Source organism: Lysinibacillus sp. RS10 (assembly GCF_041956855.1).
Lineage (GTDB): Bacteria > Bacillota > Bacilli > Bacillales_A > Planococcaceae > Lysinibacillus > Lysinibacillus xylanilyticus_A.
The window spans coordinates 1,396,824-1,412,566 of record NZ_CP167122.1 but is presented as its reverse complement, the minus strand read 5'-3'; the positions used below and the strand labels follow the sequence as shown (position 1 = coordinate 1,412,566).

Below are 15,743 nucleotides of genomic sequence, written 5' to 3'. Positions count from 1 at the left end.
TCCGTTAGCTTACAATTACACTTCAACTTTTTGATTCTCTAGTTTTGTCACATGCTGTTCTTTTTGTGACTCTGCTTCAGCAGCTCGTAGTTCATTCTGCTTTGCCATACGGTTTGCCATTGAAATGAACGGTAAATAAATACATACTGCGACTACAATTAAGACAATACTAAGGGCAGCTCCTTGCCAAGATTGCGTTGCTAAGAATCCATTAATAATCGGTGGCGTTGTCCATGGCGGTGAAACTGTAGCTGCTGGCACAAAGCCCCACTTCGTTGCAAAGAAAGCAATAGTTACGTTAACCATTGGTGTCAAAATAAACGGTACAAATAACACTGGATTTAACACGATTGGAAGACCGAAAAGTAATGGTTCATTAATATTGAAAAGCCCTGGTGCTGCCGACAATTTTCCGACGGTATTATATTGTTTATTCTTTCTAGCGATAATGAAAATAGCAATAATAAGTGCTTTTGTCGTACCGGAACCACCCATATTAATAAAGGCATCAAAGAATGGTTTATTTACGATGTATGGCGCTATTTCACCAGATGAAATCGCTTTTACATTCGCTTCTATAGCTGGTAAATTTATCGTTTGCATAAATGGTTCAATAATGTTGGCACCATGAACACCTAATGTCCATAAAAACGTAGGAATGAATGCTAAAAGTAAAGCCGCAATCCATGAATTTGTTAAGCCCATAAACGGCTCTTGGATGGCTGAGTAGAATGAACCGACAATGTCAGGAATATCAAAACCTGCCGAAATAATTGTACGAATTAGAGCAAATAAACCAATTGTCATAATAGCAGGTAGTAATGCGGCGAAAGATTTTGAAACAGCCGGTGGTACTCCATTCGGCATTTTAATTAGCAGCTTAGGGTTGCCAGTCAATTTACAAAATAATTCAGTTGAGAGCAAAGCAATAATAATGGCTATAAATATACCACCTGTACCTGTTGTTAATCCTGTTAATCCACCTTCTCCAAAAGTACCAAACGTCAAATAACTCGAAAGGCTGATTACACCGGCTGAAAGTCCATCCTTGTCATAGCTTTTTGCAAGATTGTAAGCAATGGAAAAAGCTAATAACAGCGAGAGGATTCCGAATGTCGAGTTCCAAATATTCCCGCCCCACTGTGTCCAAGTTTCATGTTTCCAGATGGAATCGAGTGCATTTTGATAAAATTTGATAGGTAAATTATTTACAAGAACCGCAAGAGATCCAACAATTGTTAACGGCATGATCGTAATAAAACCATCTCGAATGGCAACTAAATGACGCTGATTCCCTACTCTAGCAGCAACCGGCACAAATTTTTCTTCTAAAAAACGGAACATTTCACACACTCCCTTTATTTTTTAATGTGACATCAAGGCTTGATGCTACTCCCCATTGATTCGCTCATACAATTCAATCATTTCCGTTGCCAAATCGCGAAAGGTAATGGCATTCATTAAATGATCCTGCGCGTGAATTAACAGCATTGACACTTCTACTTTTTCTCCCCTTGCCTCTTGTGACAGTAACGCCGTCTGAGAATGATGTGCTTCAATCAATGCATCGTTAGCTAACTGTATTTTTTCCTTTGCTTCTTGAATCTGTCCTTTTTTTGCTAGCTGGATAGCCTCCATACACTCACTTTTCGTATTACCACTATGCACAATCAATCCCATAATGGATTCCATTAAAACTGTTTCTTCCATTCCCTTCCCTCCTTAATCAATCAACTTTAGTGCCTGCTTTAAGACATTTTCGCCATTCATCAAGCCGTAATCCGCCATATTAATAACATCAATTCGGAAATTCATTTCCTTGTATTTTGTTTCAAATGTCCCCTTTAAGTAACGGACTTGAGGACCCAATAGCAGCACATCTGCCATTTTAGTAGTTAATACTTTGTCAACCTCACTTTCAGCAATCGCATAAATATCTGCCTCAATGTTTTGTTCCTGTGCCACTTTTTGCATTTTAGACACTAATAAACTAGTACTCATTCCAGCTACACACACAAGCATAATATTTTTCATCAAAACACTCCTTTTCATGATTAAGTTCGTCTTACAAGTAAACTTTAATTTTGTAATTCCCCTAACTTTGAAACCGCTTTCTTATTTTGAGAATAGCACCTGTTGGTATATACCACAATACATATTTTACATCATCTCCCTCTTCAGAAAATGTTTTCAAAATTGGGCTATATCTTTACCACAGACTATTGAAAGGATTTACCCAACTGGTATAGTCCAGAAAAAAATTCAAAAAAATTTTAGTTGCTAAACCTACCTATCGACATACAATTGTTTACAAGTCTAAAAATATTCATAGAAGGTTGGCTTATTCGAAGGTAATGCCAATTGCCAACGCTTAATAACCTCTTCAGCCAGTTCTATATTTGCATACAAGACGGCATCCTTCACAGAAAGGTAGCCAACCATCATCGCTGAAAAAAGATTAATCGGTAATACTAACAAATGCATCTCCGGGATAAAATTTGTCTCCATTATCGAGACATCTCCACTTTTATTTATTTGATATACGTGATCATTCCAACTACAAAGCGCATCTTCAATTCGAATATACAATGACTCTTGAATATCTCCCCAAAGATAATGTTGCATAAACCGTAAAGCATCTACTATTCTTACCATCACATCCTGAACGACTTCCTTTTTAAACTGTGGTTCTTTAAAATAGAAGCCAAATTGATGGTCGTTAGAAGTAACTCCCTTAATGCTACTTACACTCGCCGCATGAGACGTTATAAAACGCCAAATCGCTTGTTCTGCTAGTAAATCCTCAGCTATAAAATCATGAATCTCAAACGTTCCATCCAGAACACTATAACGAATATAGCCTGCAATCTTATCAGACTTAAAATATGCTGCAAAATGACTTTCAGGCGCCCTTCTCTCTATTCTTTTCCACCAAGCATCATCACGTAGCATACTTCCATTATTGATGAACGCTTGTGCATTATGAAAATCCTTAATCCCCTGAAAAAGAGCAGAATCTGGCCATTCAAAACTCATTCGTTTTACTATATCCAAATGCTTTCCGAAAGAAGGAAACATCATTTGCGGAATGGTGTAATATAGCTTCTCAAAGAACAATTCCCAGCCAAAGTAACGATAAAAGGATACTGAAAATGGTGCTAACACAGAAACGCTTTGTCCATTTTCTCGCATTTTCTTAAGTGCCTCTATCATAAGCCTCTTGATAATACCCTGCTGCCGATACTCAGGATAAGTTGCAACAAAGCCAATTCCACCCATATCATATTTTTTACCATGGACTGTCATATTAAGTGGCAATATTAATAGCTGACCAACTACTTTATGTTCATCGTAAGCACCTAATGTCGTACTGTGCTCAACCCAATGGTGAAAATCATCGCGCCGTGCACCCGTATACTTATTAGGAAAACAATAATCTCTTAATTGATGTACCTGTAGATAATCTTTCGGTGGGATTATTTTTATTTCCATATGCAGGATCACCCCTTCTTCAGCACTGAATATTCACTCAATTCAAGATAGACCTAATAGATTATTTTTAACATATTCCTCGACCTCTGAGGCTGTGGATAGCTGTAAAATGCGTTCATTATGTGGCATTAGCTGTTGTTTGGAGAGCTTTGCGATATGTGCACGAGTCTTTAAAATAGAGGAAGCACTCATGGAAAACTCATTTAATCCAAATCCTAGTAAAATCGGTAACGCTATTTCATCTGCTGCCATTTCACCACACATACCTACCCATTTTCCTTGATGATGTGCCACATCGATGACATTTTTTATAAGTCTTAAGACAGCAGGATGGTACGGTTGATATAAATAAGAAACATTTTCGTTCATGCGATCCGCTGCTAACGTGTATTGGATTAAATCATTTGTACCAATTGAGAAAAAATCTACTTCTTTTGCAAATAAATCTGCAATGATGGCTGCCGACGGAATTTCAATCATCATTCCTACTTCTAACGTTTCAGATATAAGATACCCATCACTTGTCAAACTTTGTTTTTCTTCAAGCAATATTGCCTTCGCCATTTTAAATTCGTCCAATATAGCAATCATCGGAAACATAATTTTTAAATTGCCGTAAGCGCTTGCTTTTAGTAATGCTCGAAGCTGTACACGAAACATTTCTTGTTGCGTTAAACTAATGCGAATCGCTCGATAGCCAAGAAAAGGGTTCATCTCATCAGCAAGCTTTAAATACGGTAGATTTTTATCACCGCCTATATCTAATGTCCGAACAATCGTTGGCTTGCCTTGCATTTTCTCAAGTACGCTTTTATATGCTTGAAACTGCTCCTCCTCAGTAGGTAGCTCCTGTCGTTCCATATATAAAAACTCCGTACGAAACAGGCCGATACCATCTCCACCAGCATTAATGACCATTTCTGCATCTTCAGGGTTTCCTATATTCCCTGCAATTTCAACTGAAAATCCATCCGCACTTATACTTGGTAATGAACGATACTGAAGAAGTTCTTCAATCTCTTCATTGTGTATACGTTTCTGCTGCCTATAAAAGCTAGATACTTCCGATGTAGCGTTGACAATAATCTTGCCATTTGTCCCATCTAAAATAATTGGTACTCCATGTTGAATATCTACCGTGGCATTTTTCGTCCCGACTACCGCTGGAATCTCTAATGTTCGTGCGAGAATAGCAGAATGAGATGTTTTGCCACCAATATCCGTTATAAACCCCTTTACATACTTTGTATCTAGCATCGCAGTCATGGACGGTGTTAAATCTTTAGCAACGATAATAACATCAGAGGTTAAAAGATTCATATCTACCATTTCAACCCCTAACAAATGGGCTAACACTCGTGTAGACACATCTCGAATATCTGCAACTCGCTCCTGCATATAGACGTTATCTAACCCTTTAAACAAAGCAATGAACATATTCGATACTTCATCTAATGCAAATTCAGCATTCACCCCTGATTGAATTTTTGCTTCAATAGACGCTAACATTTCAGGATCCTCTAGCACTAATAAATGTGCCGCAAAAATAGCCGCCTTTTCAGCACCAAATTTCTGCTGAGCTATCTCATAGATTTCTTGGAGTTCCGCTTTCGTTTTCATAACTGCTACTTTGAATCTTTCTAGTTCAGCATCTACATCAGCAACCTTTATCTCTTCATAAGATAGATCAGGTTCCTTTAAACAATACGCATTTGCAAAGGCAATGCCCTGAGACACTGCAATTCCTTGTATTTCTAGCATTCTTCACCAATCCCTTTAGAAACAATTACTTCTGTTACTGTTTGAAAAAGCTTCTCCGCATCAGGTCCCTCTGCTGAAATTTCTACAATAATTCCAGGTGCTATTCCTAGTGCCATAACGCCCATAATTGATTTTAAATTAACCGATTTCTCTTTATACGTTAACTGAACATCACACTCAAACGGTGTTACAGCCGTTACCAGTAACGCTGCCGGTCTAGCATGTAGTCCCTCTGGCGCAGTTATGTTAAACATTTTCTTCATCGATATCCCTCCGCATGTTATTTAAAGTTAATACGATGTTGATAATTGGTAATCATAGCCTCGTTATGAGACAAATCAGAGTCAACATTATTACTTTTAAAAACTGGTAATATTTCGTCAGAAAAAGCCATGTTCTCAATGATTTCACTGATTAATGCATTTAAAATAAATGAACCGATAACTGTAGAGGATGGTGCATACTGTATTTCATTATGATGCAGCAAACCATCTCCTACTGGTATATGCGTATCGATAACTATATCTACTACACCCTCTAAGCGCTGTCCACTTTGATGACGTGTCGGCTGTTCACGATAAGCAAGAGATTGTAAAGACATAACAAATACCCCTGATTCTTTCGCTAAAAATGCTACATCTATAGGGGCTTGATTTCTACCAGATGTCGAAATAACAATGCAAACATCATTTTCACGAAAATCAAATTGATCTTTATACCGTTCGATTATAGTCGAGTCCTTCTCGTTTTCAGATGATGTCATTGCTCCTGCATGTAAAGTTAAAGGTTCAATAATTATTGGACGTACAGGTACAAGCCCTCCCGCACGATAAAATGCGTCCTGTGCTAAAAGATGAGAATGGCCACAACCAAATAATTGAACAATTCCTCCACGATGTAGCCTTTGGACAATTACTTGAGCGGCTTCTTTTATTTGGGCATATTCTTGCTCCTTCACGACCTGCATTAGCTTTTGAATTTCTAAAAAATATGCATCCATAAGATCACCTTTTAATTTCACTAATGAATTTGTATCGATCAGCTCGATAAGTACTTCGTACAAGCTCAAACGGGACTCCATCTGATAAGAAACTAGTACGTTTAATAATTAACACTGGTGCAGCATGATTAATTTGCAAAAATTTACTATCTTCTTTTGAAACAATTGCTGCCTCCATTTGCTGAATAGCATTTCCAATTTTTTGATGGGATTTTGCTTCGATTAAAGCATATAATGATCCGATTATCTTCTTTTCATCTAATTCAGGATATATTTTTACTGGTATATATGTTCTTTCGATTGCCATTGGTTTGGCATCTGCATTACGAATTCGTACAACAAAAAATACCTCTTCGCCCGGCTCTAACATTAAATCTCCTGCAACATCGACAGGTGGTACGATTTTCTCAAAGCGCAGAACTTTACTGCTCGGTTCCATCCCTCTAGCTCGCATATCCTCTGTGAAACTTGTTAATCCTTTTAGTGGTTGCTCTAATTTTGGATTAGCTACATATGTGCCTCGCCCTTTTTCACGATACAGTAATCCGCTATTGACTAAATTTGTGATTGATTGACGAACAGTCATTCTACTAACATCAAACTGTATAGAAAGCTCTCGCTCAGAAGGTATATTTTCACCGATTTTGTATTCTTCTAAAAAAATACGTTGTTTAATAATCTCTTCTATTTGTATATAGATTGGTATATGAGAATTTTTATCTAACAAGTCTTGCACCATCCTTATCGCCTCTTTACTTTCATTTCTCATATACAACTTTACCCCGACAAATCGTTTTTTGTACATTCAAATTTTCATCAAGTATTACAAAATCTGCATCGTAGCCTTTTGCAATACGACCTTTAGTTGTAAGCTGTAATTGCTCAGCAGCATTCGTAGAGGACATTGCGACAATTTCCTGCAATGAGCAATTGGTGATTGCCTTGATATTTTTTACTGCCTGTTCCATCGTTAACACACTACCAGCTAAAGCTCCATTAGATAAATAAGCTCCATCCTTAGAAACATGAACGGTTTGACCACCTAAATCATAATCACCGTATTGTAATCCTTTTGCCCGCATCGCATCGGTAATTAAAATAATGCCCTTTGCACCTTTAATTCGATACGCAAGATTGACGGCTTGAGGATGGTTATGCACGAAATCTGCGATAATTTCGACCTTCACCTTATCCTCTAAAAACACTGCACCGACGACACCCGGATTGCGATGATGGAGAGGGCTCATTTGGTTATATAGATGGGTAGCCTGTCTTACTCCCAATGCTACTGAGCTATCTACCTCCTCAATTGTTGCGTCAGAATGGCCAATAGAAGCAATAACATTTAAATCCTTTAATGCTTCAATAAACGTAAAGCCTCCCTCAACCTCTGGTGCAATTGTTACTTGTTTAATGCGATGCTTACTTATTTTCTGCCAGGATACAAATTGCTCAATAGACGGTAAAATAATGTATTCTATTGGCTGAGCACCTGCCCGTTTTTTCGATACATATGGCCCCTCTACATGTATACCTAATAAGATTGCCTCATCATCACTATTTTCAAATTGCGCAACATTAGTTAGAGCGCTTTCAATTGCTTCTATAGATTGCGTCATGGTAGTAGCGAGGAAGCCTGTAACGCCTTCTTGTACTAAAGAGCGTGCCATTTGATGTAAAGCTAATTGCGTAGCATCCATCGTATCATGACCAGCAGAGCCATGAATGTGCATATCAATATAACCAGGTAGCAGTAACCAATTTTTATCTTTGCCATCTATATAATGCTCAGCCTTATCAGATAAATCATAACCTATTTTCATAATCCTACCATTGTCAATGAATAAGTCACCTTTAGACGGCGTTTTATCATGATTGACGATCATAACATTGGAAATTAAAAGCGTATTCTTCAAAATATCACCCCCTATTCATTTTTGAGGAGCTTTGCATAAGTTAACAAGCTACCAATCAATTAGGTATAGTTGTCTATACCAATTATATGATGCTTTTCGAAAAATAAAAAGCATTTTTTTATATTTTCAAAATTTTTCTTCAACACTATGACATTCTACCGTCACTTTGATTGTCCTAACCATCGTTTCAGCTCTTCTATCCGCAGCTTTCCATAGCTTATATCTATTAAAATTAAACGCGAAAAAGGAGCGGTTAAACGCTCCTTTTAATCTTTATGTATGGACGAATCCCGAATGTGCCGTAATGCCAAGAAACATTCGTTTTGAACCCGCAATTTGCAGGGGGGTGCCTGCTTTGCAGTTTTAAACGTCCCGCTCCGCATGGGGCTTGTTTGCGACTACAAAATGAAGGCTCCCGATTCTATAGTGTTCGGTCAAAACTGTTAAGTAGAGCTAGCAGTTAAACAAACACTTCAGGATTCGTATTAATGTTATAATAACACGACATTTCTGATAATTCAAACTATTTTCTTTTAAAATATCTATTTTTTTGTAAAAGCGCAAAAAATACCTAGATTCCCAACAGTTTTTGCTAGAGAATCCAGGTATTTAGAAGTACTAATTATTTTCTGAATGGTTTGATTGCTAGACTTAACTCGCTCAATTGATCAGGAGATACTCCACTCGGTGCCTCTGTCATTAAGCAGCTAGCACTAGCTGTTTTTGGAAAGGCAATTGTGTCACGTAAGTTAGTGCGACCAGCAAGTAGCATTACGAAGCGGTCAAGACCAAATGCAAGACCTCCATGTGGTGGCACACCATATTCAAATGCTTCTAATAAGAAACCAAATTGTTCCTTAGCTTCTTCATCTGTGAAGCCAAGTAATTTAAACATTTTTTCTTGTAAATCGCGCTCATAAATACGTAATGAACCTCCACCAAGCTCATAGCCGTTTAATACGATATCGTAAGCTTGTGCACGGACTGCTGCAGGATCAGTATCCATTAACTGAATATCTTCATCAAAAGGACGTGTGAATGGGTGATGTGCTGCATAGTAACGGCCATCTTCCTCAGAGTACTCAAATAATGGCCAATCCGTGATCCATAGGAATGCAAATTCTGATTCATCGATTAAGCCTAAATCTTGACCTAATTTCGTACGAAGTGCACCTAGAGATGCTGCTACAACAGGCGCTTTATCAGCTACGAATACTAAAATATCGCCCACTTCAGCTTTCATACGTTCGATTAATGCCGCAGCTAATGCGTCGTCAAAGAATTTTGCAATCGGACCGTTCAAGCCTTCTTCAGTAACTTTTAACCAAGCAAGACCTTTTGCTCCGTAAATACCAACGAATTTTGTTAGTTCGTCCATGTCTTTACGAGAGTATTTATCGGCTGCACCTTTAATGTTAATACTCTTTACTTGCTTGCCTTGTGCTACTGTATCAGCAAATACTTTGAAATCGCAGCCATCAAAAATATCGTTTAATGCAACTAGTTCTAAACCGAAACGTACGTCTGGTTTATCTGAACCGTAACGATCCATCGCTTCTTGATATTTCATTCGTTGGAATGGAGCAGGAATATCAATACCTTTTACTTCTTTCATAACAGCTTGAATTAAGCGTTCGTTCATTTCTAAAACTTCTTCTTGTGTTAAGAAGCTTGTTTCAATATCAACTTGTGTAAACTCTGGCTGACGGTCAGCTCGTAAGTCTTCATCACGGAAGCAACGTGCGATTTGGAAGTACTTCTCGAAACCAGCCACCATTAATAATTGTTTAAATAGCTGAGGTGATTGTGGTAATGCATAAAATTCACCTTCATGAACACGTGATGGTACTAAATAGTCACGAGCACCTTCTGGAGTTGATTTTGTTAAAATTGGCGTCTCTACTTCTAAAAAGCCTTCGTTTTGTAAGAAGTTGCGAATTGTACGAGTAACATCTGAACGCATTTTGAATGTGTCAAACATAGCAGGACGACGTAGGTCAAGATAACGATATTTTAAACGTAAATCTTCGGATACATCCGTGCGATCTTCGATTTGGAACGGTGTTGTTTTTGCCGTATTAATAACGATTAATTTTGTTGCTTCTACCTCAATTTTGCCGTTAGGTACATTTGGGTTAATTTGATCTTCTGAGCGAAGGATAACTGTCCCTTCCACTTCAATTACGTATTCACTACGTACTTTATCAGCTAAAGCATGTGCTTCTGCTACATCAGGACTAAAAACGACCTGTGTGATTCCAGTACGGTCACGTAAATCAATGAAAATTAACCCACCTAAGTCACGGCGACGTTGTACCCAACCTTTTAATACGACTTTTTCGCCTTGTAACGTTTCTGAAAGCTCGTTACTAGCATGTGTTCTTGTTGCCATTTATTGATTCCTCCAAAATTTATTTGGCTAATCACCATAACTTATCCACATGACATACGTTTTTACAAAATGTCATCCCTAACGTTTTGGTGTTAGACCATTTATTTTACTTATGTAGCATACAGTTCCTACTAAGCGTAGTGAATTGATGCCAAGGAAAATTAGCAGTTCATTGTTAGCTGAATTATCTGTCCAAAATGACGTAGATAATTGAATCATTTGGACAGATAATCCTGTATTGATCTAAACGATTGATGCTTGTGTTCGTTTATTATTTTAACAGGTAGTTTACTAATTCTGAGAATGCGACTTTTTGTTGTTCGCCTGTTTCCATATGTTTAACAGTAGCCGCTTGCTCTTCAAGCTCTGTTTCACCTAAAACAATCGTATATTTTGCACCTAAACGGTCTGCAGATTTCATTTGAGCTTTCATTTTGCGATCTAAATAATCCATCTCTGCAGAAATGCCCTTTGCACGAAAGGTACTTGTTAATTCTACTGTCTTTAGCTTCGCTTCATCGCCCATAGCAATCATATAAACATCAAGTCCTGATGCAGTGTCTAATTCAACACCCTCAGCTTCAAGTGCAAGTAACAAACGCTCAATACTTAATGCAAAACCGATTCCTGGTACATCTGGACCGCCGATTTCTTGAACAAGACCATTATAACGACCGCCACCACAAAGCGTTGTAATTGCTCCGAAGCCAGAAGCCGTTGACATAATTTCAAAAGTCGTATGATTGTAATAATCAAGACCTCTCACAAGATTTGGATCGACCTCATACGTAATTCCTAATGTATCTAAATACGTTTTAACTTGAGCAAAATATGCCGCTGACTCCTCTGTTAGGAAATCAGTTAACGCAGGTGCGGATTTCATTAATGGATGTTCGCGATCTACCTTACAGTCTAAAATGCGCAGTGGATTTTTTTGCAAACGATTTTGACAATCTGAACAAAACTCATGAATTTGTGGTTCAAAATGTTGTAGTAGTGCTGTACGGTGTGTATCACGTGTTTCTTTGTCACCTAGTGAATTAATGACTAATTTTAAATCCTTTAAACCAGCTGATTCATAAACATCCATTGCTAGTGCAATTACTTCAGCATCAATAGCTGGATCCGCTGAACCAATCGCTTCTACACCAAATTGAACAAATTGACGGTAGCGGCCAGCTTGTTGACGTTCATAACGGAACATTGGTCCTAAATACGATAGCTTTACAGGCTGATCAGGTGCACCGAACATTTTGTGCTCAACATAAGCACGAACTACACCAGCTGTATTCTCCGGACGTAATGTTAACGAACGGCCACCACGATCCTCAAATGTATACATTTCTTTTTGAACAACATCTGTTGTTTCACCAACACCACGCGCAAATAAATCTGTTTGCTCAAAAATCGGTGTACGAATTTCGTTGTAGCGATATACACGACAAATATCTCGGATGATTGCTTCTACCTTCTGCCATTTTTCTGATTGACCAGGCAAAATATCTTGTGTCCCTCGTGGCACTTTAAAACTCATCTAAATACCTCCTTTATAGATTGCTTATGAATGAGCTTTTGGATTTTCCTTTTCAGCTTAAACGGACACACCTCATTTTGAGCAAGAATCTGCTCAAATTTGTCCAATAAAAAAGCTCTCGCCACCTTGCATATTGCAAGGGACGAGAGCTGTATAAGCTTCCGCGGTTCCACCCTAGTTGACGCATCAAATACATGCGTCCTCCTCCTAATCGGATAACGGCCGATTCCGTTTTTTCCTACTAAGATTACTTTTCAGAAAAAAGCCTCTCAAGTGTTGTTCACGTTATACATTTTTGTAGGAAAGATTGCAGCCTAGGTCTTTCCCTCTCTTCTCCAATAGAGGTATACGCTACTTGCTTGGTCATAAGCGGTTAATCATTTTTTGATTACCCTTTATGTTAGTCACAACGAAAGGTAATGTCAACTGTTTTTGTGTTTTTTACAATACAGTCGATAAAATTACCATTTCTATTACCTTTTTCCCACGAATCTATTACAAAAGCATGGTAAAATAGCACAAGGAATAGGAGGAATCTGATGAGGACAAAACTTTTACATATTATAATCATCTTTGTACTAGTGTTAACAATTGCGATTCCAAGTATGAACAATGTTCAAAGTGCACTAGCCGACACCAGTGATTTAAAAGTAACTGGAACGATTCTTCATTTACGTGAGGGACCTGGATTGTCTTATCCAATCATTACCACTTTAGAAGAGGGTGATCCGTTAACTTCTATTGGTCGTGAAGGCGATTGGATTCAAGTAAAAGCAGGTAATTACGAAGGTTGGGTAGCATCCTGGCTAACAGCTTCAACAAACGCTAAACAAACGATTGATCAAACCGTGATTTCACAGGTCGATCGTCTCAATATCCGTACTGAGCCTGATATTTCTGCAGCAGTTCTTGGACAATTATCAACAGGTGAACAAGCAAATCTTATTGAAAAAAATGGCGAATGGGCGAAAGTAGATTGGAATGGGCTAGTCGGTTGGGTATCTACAGACTATGTTACGATCAATGACCTACCTGAAAAACAAGCTGAAGAAGATGAACCTAAAGTTGAAGTATCTACAAAAAAAGTCAACAAAGATACAACATTTACAGTTTTAGTGGATACACTGAATGTGCGTAAAAAACCAGATTTAAATGCAAAAAAAATAGGTACTGTTTCAAAAGGACAATCCTTTAAGGTCCTAGTTCAAGAACATAACTGGGTTCAAATTCAATATAGTGATAAAACAACAGGCTGGGTTTATAGCTTTTATGGTACTTTTTCTAATGTAGAAAAAAAGACATCACAAGCTGCTTCTTCCTCAGAGCTTGAGTCTGTCACAATCATTTATAATGGGACAAACCTTCGGACAGATGCTACAACAGCTGCTGATGTTGTTGAACGTGTAGATGCTGGTGAAACTTACCCTATTGTAGGCGCTAAAGATGACTTTTATGAAATACAAGTAGGAGACAAAACGGCATTTGTGGCGAACTGGGTCGTTACTACTTCTTCGTCGAACAAAGCTGCTACTTCTACAAAAAAGGAAAATTCTAAACCACGCAAGGAAGGCACATTAAATGGGCTCACTATTGTCGTAGATGCTGGACACGGTGGTAATGATCACGGCACAACTGGTCAACGAGGAACTGATGAGAAAGATATCACTCTGAAAACAGCCTCTCTACTCGCTTCAAAGCTTAGTGCAGCTGGTGCAAATGTTGTTATGACAAGAGAATCGGATGAATATGTAGCACTCCGTAAACGCGTTTCAATTGCACATCAGTATGAGGCAGATGCTTTTATCAGTCTTCATTACGATGCAACGGAAGACAGCTCTATTAATGGCTTCACCACATATTACATGAACAGTAACCAAAAAGACCTTGCAGAGGCGATCCATGATGGACTTACAAGTAAAATTGATTTAAAAGATCGTGGTACTCAACAAGGGAATTATTTAGTTCTACGAGAAAATCGTCAAAAAGCTGTCCTCATTGAGCTAGGCTATTTAAGTAATGCCAGTGAGGAACGTAATGTAACAACAGCAAAATTCCGAGAACAAGCGACTCTCGGCATCTATCAAGGGATATTGAATTACTTTGATGAAAACCAATAAATTTTCGCTAAAAAAGCTGCGAAGGAAAGTAGAATTGTACTTTCCTCGCAGCTTTTTACTTAAAATCTATCAAGAAATTCCTATAGCCACTGCAACAATTAATGCAATACACGCGATGACTAACCAGCCAAGAATCATCTTCCAAATAAATTTGATCCATTTCTCATAAGGTATACCTGCTACTGCTAGATACGCCATCAGTGCAGACGAAGTAGGAATGATGGAGTTCGTTAACGAATCACCATATTGAAATGCTAGTACAGCAATTTGACGCTCTAATCCTAGTAAATCTGTAATTGGAATCATAATTGGCATTGTTGCAGCTGCTTGACCACTACCAGATGAAATGAATAAATTTAAAATTGCTTGAATAAATAACATACCGATTGCACTTATCGCATGTGGTAAATGACCAATTGTCTCTGATGCAGCATAAACGATCGTATCAATAATTTTCCCTTGTTCAAGTACAACTGTAATAGCTCGTGCGAAACCAACAATTAATGCACCAAATGTAACCGCTTTCGCCCCTTCAATAAATGAATCGAACATGTTGCCAGGTTTTAAGCCGCCTATTAAACCCGCAATTAACCCCATAATTAAAAAAGATGCTGTTAGTTGTGTTAAAAACCAACCCCAGTTGAAAACACCATAAATATTAAATCCGATACCGCAGGCCATAACAAGAAAAACTAGTTTATGTTTACCTGTTAAAGAAGGTATATCCGCAATCGGTTGATTCATTTTTGCCTTTTGTTCAATGTCATAAATGACGCTTGCTTTTGGGTCCTTTTTCACTTTAAAGGCATAGCGTGACACATAGAAAATTGCAAAACTTAGTACAAAAATATACACTACCGCACGGAAAGCAATACCAGAAAATAAAGGTACCTCAGCTAAAGATTGGGCAACCCCAACTGTAAACGGGTTTAACATACCTCCGAAAAATCCACTCGCAGCACCAAGCGTGATCATTGCTGTCCCCGTTACAGCATCAAATCCCATTGCACGTGCAATAGCTACACCAATCGGTACAAAAATGATTGTTTCCTCTGCCATCCCCATCGTAAATCCACCAATAGAGAATAGAATCATAGACAATGGTATTAATAATTTTTCTCGCCCCTCTAATGCTTTAACCCCTTTATAAACACCTGCTTCAATTGCACCAGTGGCACGAATAATACCAAACACTCCACTAACTAAAAAAATGTAGAAAATGATTTGAGCCCCTTTTTCAAGGCCCATAGGTATGGCTGTAAACATCTCAAAAAATGACACGGGATCACTTTCAATATGATGATAACTACCATCTACAACTAGCATTCGTCCTTCTTCATCCTCTACACGGTCAAACTCACCAGCAGGAATGATATAGCTTGCAATACCTGCGAGAAAAATAATAGCAAAAATTATTGTATATGTATGAGGTACTTTAAGCCAACTCTTCTTAGTTCCAACTTGTTCTTTTTCCATCTATACACCCACTTCATCTCAGAATTCAGACATTAGCTTTTTCTTTCAAAAAATG

General features: G+C 38.1%; 13 protein-coding genes, 1 other RNA gene and 1 other annotated feature. Of the genes, 1 reads left to right on the top strand and 13 read right to left on the bottom strand.

Features of this window, described 5'->3' with window-relative positions; genetic code table 11:
- Positions 1-15: 15 nt before the first annotated feature.
- From ACB089_RS07105 to hisS, 12 genes are all read right to left on the bottom strand, one after another.
- Positions 16-1,344, bottom strand: coding sequence for a PTS sugar transporter subunit IIC (locus ACB089_RS07105; protein WP_374965817.1), 1,329 nt, complete (start codon positions 1,342-1,344; stop codon positions 16-18).
- A 45-nt stretch (positions 1,345-1,389) separates the two neighbouring features.
- Complete coding sequence (locus ACB089_RS07100) at positions 1,390-1,710, bottom strand: PTS lactose/cellobiose transporter subunit IIA (protein ID WP_374965816.1); 321 nt, start codon at positions 1,708-1,710, stop codon at positions 1,390-1,392.
- A 12-nt stretch (positions 1,711-1,722) separates the two neighbouring features.
- Positions 1,723-2,034 carry a PTS sugar transporter subunit IIB gene (locus ACB089_RS07095; protein WP_374965815.1) on the bottom strand — a complete coding sequence of 104 codons (312 nt, stop codon included), beginning with the start codon at positions 2,032-2,034 and terminating at the stop codon, positions 1,723-1,725.
- A gap of 282 nt (positions 2,035-2,316) precedes the next feature.
- Positions 2,317-3,492, bottom strand: a complete 1,176-nt coding sequence (gene eis, locus ACB089_RS07090; protein WP_374965814.1) for an enhanced intracellular survival protein Eis — start codon at positions 3,490-3,492, stop codon at positions 2,317-2,319.
- Positions 3,493-3,534: 42 nt separating this feature from the next.
- Positions 3,535-5,253 carry a phosphoenolpyruvate--protein phosphotransferase gene (gene ptsP, locus ACB089_RS07085; protein ID WP_374965813.1) on the bottom strand — a complete coding sequence of 573 codons (1,719 nt, stop codon included), beginning with the start codon at positions 5,251-5,253 and terminating at the stop codon, positions 3,535-3,537.
- Complete coding sequence (locus ACB089_RS07080) at positions 5,247-5,516, bottom strand: HPr family phosphocarrier protein (RefSeq protein ID WP_374965812.1); 270 nt, start codon at positions 5,514-5,516, stop codon at positions 5,247-5,249. Before ACB089_RS07080 ends, ptsP begins: the two co-directional genes overlap by 7 nt.
- A gap of 17 nt (positions 5,517-5,533) precedes the next feature.
- The gene (locus tag ACB089_RS07075) at positions 5,534-6,316 is read right to left on the bottom strand and encodes a sugar isomerase domain-containing protein (RefSeq protein WP_374965811.1); all 783 of its coding nucleotides are present in this window, start codon (positions 6,314-6,316) and stop codon (positions 5,534-5,536) included.
- Entirely contained in the window at positions 6,258-6,980 is a 723-nt protein-coding gene (locus tag ACB089_RS07070; protein WP_374967521.1) for a GntR family transcriptional regulator, read from the bottom strand. Before ACB089_RS07070 ends, ACB089_RS07075 begins: the two co-directional genes overlap by 59 nt.
- Before the next feature lie 31 nt (positions 6,981-7,011).
- Entirely contained in the window at positions 7,012-8,169 is a 1,158-nt protein-coding gene (nagA, locus tag ACB089_RS07065; protein ID WP_374965810.1) for an N-acetylglucosamine-6-phosphate deacetylase, read from the bottom strand.
- 283 nt (positions 8,170-8,452) lie between these two features.
- A non-coding RNA gene (gene ssrS, locus ACB089_RS07060) (6S RNA) lies at positions 8,453-8,652 on the bottom strand.
- A gap of 139 nt (positions 8,653-8,791) precedes the next feature.
- Positions 8,792-10,561, bottom strand: a complete 1,770-nt coding sequence (gene aspS, locus ACB089_RS07055; protein WP_374965809.1) for an aspartate--tRNA ligase — start codon at positions 10,559-10,561, stop codon at positions 8,792-8,794.
- Positions 10,562-10,832: 271 nt separating this feature from the next.
- Entirely contained in the window at positions 10,833-12,095 is a 1,263-nt protein-coding gene (gene hisS / locus ACB089_RS07050) for a histidine--tRNA ligase (protein ID WP_374965808.1), read from the bottom strand.
- A gap of 135 nt (positions 12,096-12,230) precedes the next feature.
- Positions 12,231-12,471, bottom strand: a binding site (T-box leader).
- Positions 12,472-12,634: 163 nt separating this feature from the next.
- Between hisS and ACB089_RS07045 the strand changes: the two genes are divergently transcribed.
- Positions 12,635-14,212 carry an N-acetylmuramoyl-L-alanine amidase gene (locus ACB089_RS07045; protein WP_368635817.1) on the top strand — a complete coding sequence of 526 codons (1,578 nt, stop codon included), beginning with the start codon at positions 12,635-12,637 and terminating at the stop codon, positions 14,210-14,212.
- Positions 14,213-14,281: 69 nt separating this feature from the next.
- Here the strand turns inward: ACB089_RS07045 and ACB089_RS07040 are convergent, their stop codons facing one another.
- Positions 14,282-15,688: a YfcC family protein gene (locus ACB089_RS07040; RefSeq protein WP_374965807.1), complete on the bottom strand. Its 1,407-nt coding sequence runs from the start codon at positions 15,686-15,688 to the stop codon at positions 14,282-14,284.
- Positions 15,689-15,743 lie beyond the last annotated feature (55 nt).

Excerpts from the sequence above, each read along its gene's own strand:
- ACB089_RS07105 (WP_374965817.1), bottom strand. The coding sequence starts at position 1,344 with ATGTTCCGTTTTTTAGAAGAAAAATTTGTGCCGGTTGCTGCTAGAGTA.
- ACB089_RS07100 (WP_374965816.1), bottom strand. The coding sequence starts at position 1,710 with ATGGAAGAAACAGTTTTAATGGAATCCATTATGGGATTGATTGTGCAT.
- ACB089_RS07095 (WP_374965815.1), bottom strand. The coding sequence starts at position 2,034 with ATGAAAAATATTATGCTTGTGTGTGTAGCTGGAATGAGTACTAGTTTA.
- eis (WP_374965814.1), bottom strand. The coding sequence starts at position 3,492 with ATGGAAATAAAAATAATCCCACCGAAAGATTATCTACAGGTACATCAA.
- ptsP (WP_374965813.1), bottom strand. The coding sequence starts at position 5,253 with ATGCTAGAAATACAAGGAATTGCAGTGTCTCAGGGCATTGCCTTTGCA.
- ACB089_RS07080 (WP_374965812.1), bottom strand. The coding sequence starts at position 5,516 with ATGAAGAAAATGTTTAACATAACTGCGCCAGAGGGACTACATGCTAGA.
- aspS (WP_374965809.1), bottom strand. The coding sequence starts at position 10,561 with ATGGCAACAAGAACACATGCTAGTAACGAGCTTTCAGAAACGTTACAA.
- hisS (WP_374965808.1), bottom strand. The coding sequence starts at position 12,095 with ATGAGTTTTAAAGTGCCACGAGGGACACAAGATATTTTGCCTGGTCAA.
- ACB089_RS07045 (WP_368635817.1), top strand. The coding sequence starts at position 12,635 with ATGAGGACAAAACTTTTACATATTATAATCATCTTTGTACTAGTGTTA.
- ACB089_RS07040 (WP_374965807.1), bottom strand. The coding sequence starts at position 15,688 with ATGGAAAAAGAACAAGTTGGAACTAAGAAGAGTTGGCTTAAAGTACCT.